Source organism: Synergistaceae bacterium (assembly GCA_031267575.1).
Classification (GTDB): Bacteria; Synergistota; Synergistia; order Synergistales; family Aminobacteriaceae; genus JAIRYN01.
Map to the genome: position 1 here is coordinate 1 of JAIRYN010000033.1, position 10,080 is coordinate 10,080.

Consider the following 10,080-nt stretch of genomic DNA (forward strand, 5'->3'; position numbering starts at 1 on the left):
GCGCAGCGTGAGGGTAAGTCACTCCCCGGTGGGTATAAAATTATTCAACAAAGAGTGAATTTAAAAGATATTTGGTGGAATGGTAAATCACTCGACAGGTTCAGATTTGACGACGGGAAAGGATACGCGTACAAGAACACGAAAAACAATCGCAAACTAACGGACGCCGTTGTCAGAGACGACGCGGGAAATATCGTCCCACCGTCGAAACGATTCAACTCTAGAAAAAGCGAGACGTTTTTTCAACCTGATAGCGAGAATACGGGGTCTACAAATAAAGGTGGAGAGACACATTATCGGCGCGACGGTGAAGACCCTGTTGCCTTGCGAGAAGCCGCTATTATGCCGAGAAGCGCACAAACATTAGATGAAGCTGTCGACCAACTTACAAACGCCGAGATACTCGGTAAACCCCTGATGAATACGAAATTTAAGTTAACTGCCACTTTGTCTAACAGAGCGCTAGCAAAGATGATAAGCGGAAGCGCAACAAAAAAATCAGCTTCACCAAGCGCTCACGCTAATGCCGTAGCGAATGTAGATGTTCTGTTCGAGCGAGCATCAATAGATTCATCGCATGATGACACTCGTGGTGATGCTAATATTAAGAAAATGCACCGTTTGGGTGCGATTATGGAATTTGACGGCAAATATTACCCCGTTAAAATTACAGTCAAAGAATCTGCTAATCCTGGGCAAAATAATCGACTTTATTCAATCGAGGCTGTTGATATTGAAGCTATGAACAACAAAAAGAAGTCCGTAGGACTGTCGGCGGACGCTGACCCTCATCAAGAGGCAGTTGTCACGCACCCGATTACGGACTTCGACAATAAAATATTACAACTTCTTGAAGATGTCAAGAAGCTGGGTAAACCCTCAACATTTAACCAAGGGCAAAAAACTCGACCCAAGGCGGCGACGGAAATTTTTGAGGAATTCAAATCGGTCATCAATTTCTTTGAGACCGCGAACGCCAGCAGCGGTATTCATGAATTGATGCACCATGTACTGAACATCTACGACAAACTCTCCGATATGGAAACCACGGCGGGTTGGATGAAACAAGATTTCAATACCATCTTGAAAGAGTTCGGGGTTACGAAAGAGGAATTTCGAGGCGACAGCCCCTTGCGTGATCTACCCATGTTGAATGATAACGAGGATGCGCATAAATACCTGAGCGAGGACCCCGATATTTCGATTCGCGATTATGTTCATGAACGCTTTTCGCAGGGCTTTGAAGTCTACGCATCAACGGGAGAAGCCCCTAATCAGAATCTTCGCGCCGCCTTCAAAAAACTGCGCAAGTGGCTGATAGATATTTATCAAGATGTTCAAAAGGCTTTAGGTGTCAAGTTGAGTCCGACCATGAAAGGTATTTATGACCGCCTTCTCGCAACACCTGAAGAGATCCACGCTGAACGCGAAGCACGTAATCAGGCGGCTGAGTCTGAGCAAATTGATCAATACGAAGCGGAACAAAAGGAAATCAGCGCAACACTTAATGCACTGAACATTATATTGAAAACACCCACAAAATCCGATGAGGCGTATTTCAAAAGCGATGTTGAGGCCGTAAATCCCACGACGTCCCATACCAAACGAGATGTGGATCCCGACATCCCTCAAGCGAAAGAGAACGCAGGTCAACCTGAGTTTGCTCCAGAGGAACTAAAAGAGGCAGGCAAGGCTAAACAAACAATAACTAAAGCTAACGCTGTGCAGAAGGCCTCAAAAATGATGAACCAAAAAACGCCTGAAGGAACCGCCGCACGGGAGACCTACAACAAAGCCAAGAGCAAAGCCAAAGCACAAGGCGCGTCTGAGGACGAGGCGAAAAAAGCAGGGTTTCAAGCGGTGGTTGACTCGGTGTCTCCCACTGAGGCCGGGACACAGGCTGCGCAAGGCAATAGAAAGGTGCCGCCTGAAGTCTGGGCGCAACGGCACGATCTTGTCGCCTGGGGCAGACAGGAGACCACACGCATGACCGAGGCAGCGGAGTTTGCCGAAGGTGAAGAGACGGCGGATAACGCGCTTTCTGAAGAAGATCTGACACGGTTCCAGGAAATCAACGACGTCATGAAGCGCAAGGACTACGCGCGGCTTTACGAAATGAGGGCCGATGAAATGCGTCAGAAGATACAGCGGATACGAGACCTGAACCCGGCGCAGTGGTCGCGAGAAGAACACGAACAAAATAAAGACACCCTTGACGCAATGGATATTGTGGAGACGTATTATCAGGACGACAAGAACACTTTATCTGAGACATCTACAAATGTTCAACATGGTCGCTATACAACTATAAAGGATTTAGTTAAGGCGGCTCTTACCAAGGCAGGGCGCGCTATATCAGGGAATATATTTGTAGATTATTCTATAGTTAGTAAGCAAAATGCGAAAGCGATATTGGACGCAACGGGATTAGATGTATCTGGATATACTAGAACGCTTACAGGTAGCAGTGTCGCGCATATTATTAAGCAGCATGGGGAAAATGGAGTACGTATTAAAGATCATCAAAATCAATTGCCCGTAGGTGTAGAAGATTTTGATTTATTGCCCAAAATCCTAGAAAATCCAGATGTTATAGAATCTGGAGTGAGTGGCCGTGGACTTGATGTAATTGTATCCAAAAAACAAATTGGCGATAAGTATATTGTATTGGAAGAGGCTTTCAGCGGAAGAAAAAAACTTGTCCCACTATCGATGTGGAAAGAGGACGTAGATTACAAAAAGCCAGGGACCCCACCCTCTACGTCCGAAACATTCCAACCCCCAAGGTTGGCGGATGATATCCCTAGCGACGCAAATTTATCATCGCGAGACAAAGACGTCAAGGGTAGCGAATCCCTCTTTGAGCCAGAAAACCCCCAAGCGATGGATAAATCGGCGGCAAAAGTTCGCGATGACGTTAAACGCCAGCTCATAGATGCCGGGGTGAACGAAAAAGAAGCGGAGGCCAACGGTAACATCGTGGCCGCCGCGATGGTCAACTTTGCCAAGCGCGAAGGGATGAGCCCGGATGCGTTTTATAAGCTCTTGGGACCAACGTTTGTCAGGGATGAAGTTATAGGGAATCGGAAGGATCAGACCGGTAAGAAGGGCCCGCGTGGGGCTATCACCCTCCCGGCCCGGATGGGTGGTAAGGGCCTCAAAATCACCCTCACTCCGACCGCCGACGTGACCACGAACATTCATGAGCTTGGGCACTTGTTCCGCTGGATCATGGAACACCAGGCCGCGCGATTCAAGAACGACGCCCAGCTCCAAGCCGACTGGAAGGCGACCCAGAAGTTCGGAGATCACGCGAAATTCGCCGATGGGTTCATCGAGTACGTCAAGACCGGTAAGGCTCCAAACTCCGCGCTCCGCCGCGCGTTCGAGCAGTTCAAACAGTGGTTGACCGACTTCTATCAGCATGTTCACGGCACGGGGGTAAAACTCTCCGATGAGATACGCGGGGTGTTCGATCGGATTCTTGCCGGAGATTCCACATTTGAAGAAACCTATGGGATGGAGAACTCTCTAAAGAGCACGGGGAACCAGACGTATGACTCAGAAATGAGCGAAGCAGCTAAAAGGGCTAAGGTAATTCCCATCGATACGCAGGCTGTGCCGGTAGATTACAAAAATACCAAGGCGCTTATAAAATGGGTTAAGGGTGAATTGCAGGGAAAGCATATCGTCATAAAAGACGATAATTTAGAGATAGAATTTACCGGTCAGGGATTGAGGGACAGCGGGAAGGTCAGGGGCAAAGAACAACGGCAAGCCTACACGGTTCTTGAGGGGCTTGTAGAAAATTCGGTGTTTGATCATTTTGAAGATGCCGATGAGCGCCATCCTGATCTTATTGGACAAAATGTTTATTATGTTGGAGCAAAGATAGGAAACGGGGAGAAATCACGCTATTTCTCTGTGCGAATAAAGGTAGATATGCCAAAAAGCGCACAAACCCCTTCTTATAAGGGACATGCTACAAAAGAAATAGTTCCCGATCCGTCCCTGGGGCTCTCCGCTAACGCGGCCGTTTCCCGCTCGGCTTGGGGAACCATTTCCGAAATCACTCTAGATGTCCTGAGCGGGAAAGTCAACCCGTCAGAAGTCGACAACAATATCCTTCATCAAGAAGCACTTGAAGAGGGGAAACAGCAGGACCCGCGTTTGGAGCCCGTGAAGTCGAAAAATCCGAATATCGAAATCATGCGTAAGAAACGTGACACGAGCAGGAACACACGATTGATGGATTACGTAAACAGCCCCAATATCGTGGCAGAGCGCCACGCGCTGTTCAGGCCGTTTCTCAATATGGCCAATGATGCTCAGGCTAAACAAGACCGGATGCGGACGAACTGGAATCGGACGGCCGATAAGATTTACGGCAAGCCGGGGATTTTCGGGCGCCAAGAGGGGCTTGTCTCAGAGGAGAAACACGAGGTATTCAATAAGATTTTAATCAAGGGAGACATGCTGGGAAAGGTTTTCAGCAACGAGGAGCTTACCGAACTCGGCGCCGACGCCAACATGATCAAAGCCTATAAGATGGTACGTGCTCTCTTCGACAACGCTCATAGGATGTTGAGCGATCAACGGAATAAATACAACAAGGAAGATGTCAATTATCGCGAGGGCTATGTGCCTCACTTCTTCCATGCCTGGCGTGTCATGAAAGACGGAAAAATCGTCACGAGTTACAGGAGCATGTCCGAGGCCGCGAAAGCGGCGGAGGGGATGCTTAAAGAGAACCCCAACGACAAACTACAAATCATGCCAGCAATGGACGACTTCGGCGGACAGGCGAAAGTAGACGCCGTGACCCTGGGCGACATGCAGTATTTCAAGCTGATTCACAATGTCGAGAATACTTTCGCTCTGAGCACGGAGGACGCGCGGGCGTTCCTGGACGACGTGGCCAGGATGAAGAACCGTAGCCGGGTCTTTAAAAACGCGTGGCAACGCAAGGGGTCCACCGGATTCGATACCGATATGGAATACGCCTTGCGGCATTACATGAACCTCAGCGCGCGATACTTCGCAATGGACACGTTGAAACACGATGGAATAAACCTCTTTGAGCGGACCTTTGGACGCTTCAACAACGAGCACAAGGGACTCGCGGGATACACAAAGCGATACCTCAATGACGTTCTCGGCGTTCTGGGAACCATCGAAGAGACACTAAACAACTGGATAAGGGACAGTTGGATAGGACAACATATCCCTGACTACATCGGCGACCGGCCCGCAACAATGGGGGCCAACATGCTGGCGAGCGGTGTCGCACACGCCAAGCTGGGGGTTTTGAACGTGGCCTCGGCCTTGATGAACCTCACGCAGTTGAACGGAACTCAGGCGCTGATCGGCCTCAAGTATACGGGGCGCGGGATAGCGGAATACGTCCACCCGACCCTTATAACACAGAGGCTATACCGCGAAGCGGGCATAGAGGAAAACATTTCTATGGAGAATCCCAGCGGATACAGCAAGATTCATAACGTCAGAGGGGCGCTGACAAACGCTTCTATGGCTCTGTTCCGGTATGCCGATGGCATGGTACGGAAGGCCACGTTGATAGGCGCATACCGAAAGGGAATCGACGAGGGCATGAGCCGCGCCGAGGCTATAGAATACGCCAAGAAGATCAACGAGGATGTGAATTTCAACTATAGCGTCGCGGACACTCCAGACCTTTTTAGGCGGGCCGGACCATTGGGAACGCTTCTTTTGCAGTTCAAGAAATACGGCGTAAAACAGGCTGAACTGGCTTTGCCTGGGTTCGGGAAGCTGAAGGGAAAACAGATGGCGCGTTTTTGGGCCTTGCAGCTTGCCCTCAGCGGTCTGGTTGGGTTACCCGCGTTCGACCTCATTAAAAACATCTGGAAGTATTTCTTTGACGACGACGTGGAATTGGAACTGAAGAGCCTGGTCGGTAAGAGCGGCCTTCCCGCGCCAGTCAAGCGAACCGTCCTCTACGGGGCGTTGTCGAACGCCGGCATCGATATCGGGAGGCGTGTTGGGATGGGTGACTTTGTTCCGAGTTCGATGGGCGACTTTGCCGGCCCGACACTCAGTACCGTTGATCAAGTTGCCAGGGCGTTCCCCAAGATCTTCACCGATGGGAATTTCATTGATACCCTCGAGGCGCTATCGCCCGGCATCGCGAACCCCGTGAAGGCATTCATGACCGGAGAAATGACGGACAAGCGGCGCGGTCGAACGCGGTTCAAGTATGAAACGACTATGAAACGACCGGCGAGAAAGTGGCGCGAGCTACGGGGGCCCGGCCTATCCGCGAATCCGTGGAAGGCGATGCGGTGAGGCTGGCCAATTATGAGCAGCAGAAGCGCAGCGAAGAAGAGACCAAGGCCATTGACGCCTTTGTGAGGGTGTACAACAAAACCGGTACGCCGGAATATCAGAAAGCGCGGAGGCGTTTGACTGAGTTGCGCATCGATTCTAAGCGGGTGGTACAAGAAATTAAAAAACGTAGGCAGGGTACGGACTATGAACGGGCTCTAAGGGGATCCCGCACGCGTAGGGGTATGGAGAAGCGGCAGACGCTGACGGACTACGGGAGTATGAGGTAAACGACAACGGGGAGGGCCGTAGCCCTCCCTTATTTTGTTCCATTAAGATTCACCTCATACCTTGGCACACGCAGCGTCACTCGAAATTTACCAAATCCGGGAGTACCTAAAACCGGAGGGATGACTTCAGTGTTTTTGATATTTTCTGGGTGTTCTTGTTTCATGCGTAAAAATTCATCCGGGTTAAGATCAATCGTATTTTTTATGCAGAGATATGTCATAGCACCCACCTCTTTAGAATTATACAGCTTGGGACCCCTTCACGTTATCCAGCCAGTCCGCGTACCACTGCATCATTTCGCGGCGCTGTGGGAGGTACTTCGCGTGGTTGTAAGCCTCCCGCACAGCGTTTTTATCTACATGGGAAAGTTGTCGTTCAATCCAATCCGCGTTAAAGCTGTTTTCGTTGAGAACAGACGAGGCCATGCCTCGAAAGCCGTGAGCGGTCATGTCAGCGTTTCCGTATCCCATAGAGCGGAGAGCGACGCGAACAGTGTTCTCAGACATGCAGCGCCCGTCATTACGCGTGGAGGGAAAAAGCCATTTTTGATGTCCTGTAAGGGCCCGAAGTTCCTTCAAGAGCTCTAGCGATTGCTGGGCCAAGGGGACAAGGTGCAGGAGCTTCATCTTCATTTTTTCTTCGGGGATGACCCATTGTGCTTTCTCCCAATCCATCTCTTTCCACTCCGCCGCGCGAACTTCACCGGGGCGGCAGAAAACCAGAGCCGAGAGCTTCATTGCACACCGAACGACATCGTAAGGATAGGCGTCGATTCGGCGCATAAGGAACCCGATTTTTGCGGGATCCGTAAGAGCGGCGTAATGCTTTTTTTTTACGAGTCTGGAGGGCGCCACGCAAAGCTAACGTGGGGTTCGTTTCAGCCCTGCTCGTGGCGATGGCGTAGTCAAAAACCTGGCCAATGATCTGCTTGAGCCTGGAGGCCGTTTCAATGGTTCCCTTATCCTCTATGCGCCGGCAAAGTTGAAGGATGACGCCTGCGGTAATGTTGGCCAGCTTCATGTGGCCGATGAAAGGGAATATTAATTTGTTGAGGCGTAAGCGTAACGTGTTGAGGTAACTTTCAGCAGACTTAGGAATCATACGCTTTTTCATCCACTCCTCGGCCACAGAAGCGAAAGTCTCCGTGTCGAACCCGAGGCGCTTACCGGTTTCAAGTGACTTTCGCAGAGCAGTATTTTTTCACGGGCCTCCTTCAGCGTAATGCCTGGATACACGCCCGCGGAGGTCCGCCGCTCTTTTCCGCCAACCCAGTACCGAATAATTCAATATTTTTTCCCGTTGGGGCGAACTTCCAAGCCTAATCCATGCCCGTCTGTCAGTATGTAGGTTTTTTCTTCCGGTTTTGCTTGTCGAACTACGAGTTCAGTCAGAGCCATTGTTCCACCACCGCGTATAAAGGATTTTTCTTATACGCTTTATTATACCGTATCGTTCTAAATTGATGGGGATTTATGGGGATTGCTGTGGATATCTGAGAGGGCAAAAACCCCGCTGTGGTGGGGATTTTAAACGCATCTAGGTGGGCCTGGATTGTTAATATGGTGGGCGGCAGAGGAACTGAAGCGCCCTCCCAAAGAGAGCTGTAAAAGCTCGTTGAGGGCTGTGGTGAATAGCCTTGCAAAAAACGGAGGGCCGTGTTTAGTCCGAGTGTATAAATTGGGAGAGAATCAGGGAAAGCCTCTTATCGGTTTTTGGAGCGGCTACTCCGAAACCGAAAAAGAAATAGATCTGACACGCTTGGAACTGTGCGAAAGCGCTCCCGATCTAGCCGCTCTTATTGAAAAGCAACCTCGCCGTTGTTGGATCAACCACCAATCGGGTGTAGTAATTGAGTTTGTAGAAGGCGACAAAGATTATAACGAGAGCATCGAAACGTATCTGCGCTCGAAATACCAACGGTGGCGAACCGGCATAGTACGCCCCCATTAATCGGACTCTGGCGGAGGCGCAGGCGGCGGTGTTCTTTCAGAAGGTCTGCTGTCCCTTAGTGGATCGTAGTTCTTTTCAACCCTTTTCGAGTTACATTTTTCATTGAGTTCTTCTGGCGCTCGCTTATCTGGCATTGTAAAGTGAATGGGCTCATACGAGCCCATTTCTCGCTAAACCTGATGCTGTAATTCTCTTTCAAGTGCTTCGGAAAGCACCTGAGAGAAATTGATTCCGGCTTGTTCTGCCTGATAGGCCAGTCGTGCCGGGATGGTCAGATTCTTGCGGACGGTCTTCTCTCGCAGTGGGAGCATCCACGCCTCGATAACGACCAGCGCCTCATCTCCCTCGGTGTGAATAGTGCGAAAATCCGAGGGGGAAGGGATAGTGTCTCCGTCGTCTTCGAGACACGACAGGTGACCCGCCAATGCGTCCTTAGCCATCTCGATGGCCTCTTCTTGATCGTTGCCGCAGGTGTTACAGCCGGGCAGATCAGGGAACGATACAGCAACGCCGTCGCTGTCGTAACTGAAAACCGCAGGGAATATGTAACGATCTGGCTTTTTCCTCATTTTCAGTCTCCTTTGTTGCAGGAGGGGCTATATGAGCCCCGCCTGCTTGAGTATCTTCTTGTACGTCTTGGGGTGAAGATTCTTCTTCGGATGCGGTACGGTAACCTTGCCTGGTTTGTTCGGGTGTTTGAAGTGATGGTGACTACCTTCCGCCTTCTGAAAAACCCATCTGTCTGCCTCTATCTCGCTAATCGCTTCATTTGAGCTTTTGATTCCCCTCACCTCCTCATCTGATGGTGATATCATACTATGCGCATAATATACGTGTCAAGATATATTTAATAAAAAATAATAGGTTAGGAGACCTTGTTGATGACGCCGAAACAAGAGGGTTTTGTCAGGGCGTATATCGAACTCGGCGACGCCGCCAAAGCCTACCGAGCCGCGTATAACGCCGAACGAATGAAACCCGCGACTATTTGGAAACGTGCAAGCGAACTTATGAGCAACGGGGAGGTTACGGGGAGGATTGAGGAGCTACGACAAGCAGCCGCCGAAAGCGCCAAATTGACCCTCAAAAACCATCTCGATATGCTGGCCGAACTTAGAGACAATGCGCGAAACTTGGAACAAATGGGTGCCGCGGTGAGCGCGGAGGTGTCGCGGGGCAAAGCGGCGGGTCTGTACGCCACACGGCAAGAGGTGACCGGTAAAGAAGGTGGTCCGATTGAGATCAAAAGCGACATTGATCTGTCGCGGTATACGGAAGAGGAGTTGATGCTTCTTGCTCAACTTGTCTCAAAAGATGGCCCTGGAGCGGGCAATAAAGCGGACAATAAAGGGAAAAACATTGCCGACACTGGCAGCGATCAATGCCCGCCTGAAAAAAATCGAAGAAGAATGGATGTGACATGTGGCACAAAGACCCTGAAAGCATTAAACTCATGATAGGCATACTTTTGGGGGTGTAAGAATGCTCGTCTTGAGTATTGGGGGCTTTCCTATAGGATTTGGAGTTAAAGGGAAT

The 10,080-nt window shown here is 50.2% G+C and carries 9 protein-coding genes and 1 pseudogene; 5 read left to right on the plus strand and 5 right to left on the minus strand.

Translation table 11 applies throughout. From position 1 onward, the window contains the following. Nucleotides 1-342: 342 nt before the first annotated feature. From LBJ36_04730 to LBJ36_04740, 3 genes and pseudogenes are all read left to right on the plus strand, one after another. Nucleotides 343-714, plus strand: a pseudogene (locus tag LBJ36_04730) (hypothetical protein). 27 nt (nucleotides 715-741) lie between these two features. After that, nucleotides 742-6,324, plus strand: a complete 5,583-nt coding sequence (locus LBJ36_04735) for a hypothetical protein (GenBank protein ID MDR1378337.1) — start codon at nucleotides 742-744, stop codon at nucleotides 6,322-6,324. Beyond that, entirely contained in the window at nucleotides 6,321-6,593 is a 273-nt protein-coding gene (locus LBJ36_04740; protein ID MDR1378338.1) for a hypothetical protein, read from the plus strand. The genes LBJ36_04735 and LBJ36_04740 overlap by 4 nt, the downstream gene beginning before the upstream one ends. Before the next feature lie 29 nt (nucleotides 6,594-6,622). Here the strand turns inward: LBJ36_04740 and LBJ36_04745 are convergent, their stop codons facing one another. Genes LBJ36_04745 through LBJ36_04755 form a run of 3 tightly spaced genes read right to left on the minus strand, consistent with a single transcriptional unit; the run spans nucleotide 6,623 to nucleotide 7,722 of the window. Further along, entirely contained in the window at nucleotides 6,623-6,814 is a 192-nt protein-coding gene (locus LBJ36_04745; protein ID MDR1378339.1) for a hypothetical protein, read from the minus strand. Nucleotides 6,815-6,833: 19 nt separating this feature from the next. Then, the gene (locus LBJ36_04750; GenBank protein ID MDR1378340.1) at nucleotides 6,834-7,376 is read right to left on the minus strand and encodes a site-specific integrase; all 543 of its coding nucleotides are present in this window, start codon (nucleotides 7,374-7,376) and stop codon (nucleotides 6,834-6,836) included. After that, nucleotides 7,294-7,722, minus strand: coding sequence for a hypothetical protein (locus LBJ36_04755; protein MDR1378341.1), 429 nt, complete (start codon nucleotides 7,720-7,722; stop codon nucleotides 7,294-7,296). Before LBJ36_04755 ends, LBJ36_04750 begins: the two co-directional genes overlap by 83 nt. 423 nt (nucleotides 7,723-8,145) lie before the next feature. On the opposite strand from LBJ36_04755, the gene LBJ36_04760 reads away from it, so the two are divergent. Next, the gene (locus LBJ36_04760; protein MDR1378342.1) at nucleotides 8,146-8,544 is read left to right on the plus strand and encodes a hypothetical protein; all 399 of its coding nucleotides are present in this window, start codon (nucleotides 8,146-8,148) and stop codon (nucleotides 8,542-8,544) included. 170 nt (nucleotides 8,545-8,714) lie between these two features. Here the strand turns inward: LBJ36_04760 and LBJ36_04765 are convergent, their stop codons facing one another. After that, entirely contained in the window at nucleotides 8,715-9,113 is a 399-nt protein-coding gene (locus LBJ36_04765; protein MDR1378343.1) for a type II toxin-antitoxin system HicB family antitoxin, read from the minus strand. Between the two features lie 27 nt (nucleotides 9,114-9,140). Next, on the minus strand, nucleotides 9,141-9,359 hold the full coding sequence (locus LBJ36_04770; protein MDR1378344.1) for a type II toxin-antitoxin system HicA family toxin: 219 nt from the start codon (nucleotides 9,357-9,359) through the stop codon (nucleotides 9,141-9,143). Between the two features lie 66 nt (nucleotides 9,360-9,425). Here LBJ36_04770 and LBJ36_04775 point away from each other — a divergent pair, with 66 nt between their 5' ends. After that, nucleotides 9,426-10,001 carry a terminase small subunit gene (locus LBJ36_04775; protein ID MDR1378345.1) on the plus strand — a complete coding sequence of 192 codons (576 nt, stop codon included), beginning with the start codon at nucleotides 9,426-9,428 and terminating at the stop codon, nucleotides 9,999-10,001. The last annotated feature ends 79 nt before the right edge of the window (nucleotides 10,002-10,080 follow it).